Here is a 265-nt window from a genome sequence, read left to right on the forward strand (position 1 = left end):
CGTTGGCCGTGGATGCGGCCGAGCTGCAGGACAAGGCGCTGGAGATCGCCCGCAAACTGGCGGCGGGCTCCCCGTCAGCGACGCGCTGGACCAAGTACGCACTCAACAATTGGCTGCGACAGGCAGGCCCGCTGTTTGACACTTCTCTGGCGCTGGAGATCCTGGGGTTTGCGGGGCCGGACGCCCAGGAAGGCCTGGCGGCACTGAAGGCCCACCGCAAGCCGAAGTTCTCGCCGCCATCGTCATTCTAGTGGCCCGCGCCGGG

The 265-nt window shown here is 67.9% G+C and carries 1 pseudogene; it reads left to right on the top strand.

The window, feature by feature from the left end:
* Positions 1 to 251 (top strand): annotated as a pseudogene (locus WDW90_RS39790) (enoyl-CoA hydratase); the annotation flags it as partial.
* Positions 252 to 265: the final 14 nt, after the last annotated feature.

Source organism: Methylobacterium nigriterrae, assembly GCF_037106235.1.
Taxonomy (GTDB): domain Bacteria; phylum Pseudomonadota; class Alphaproteobacteria; order Rhizobiales; family Beijerinckiaceae; genus Methylobacterium; species Methylobacterium nigriterrae.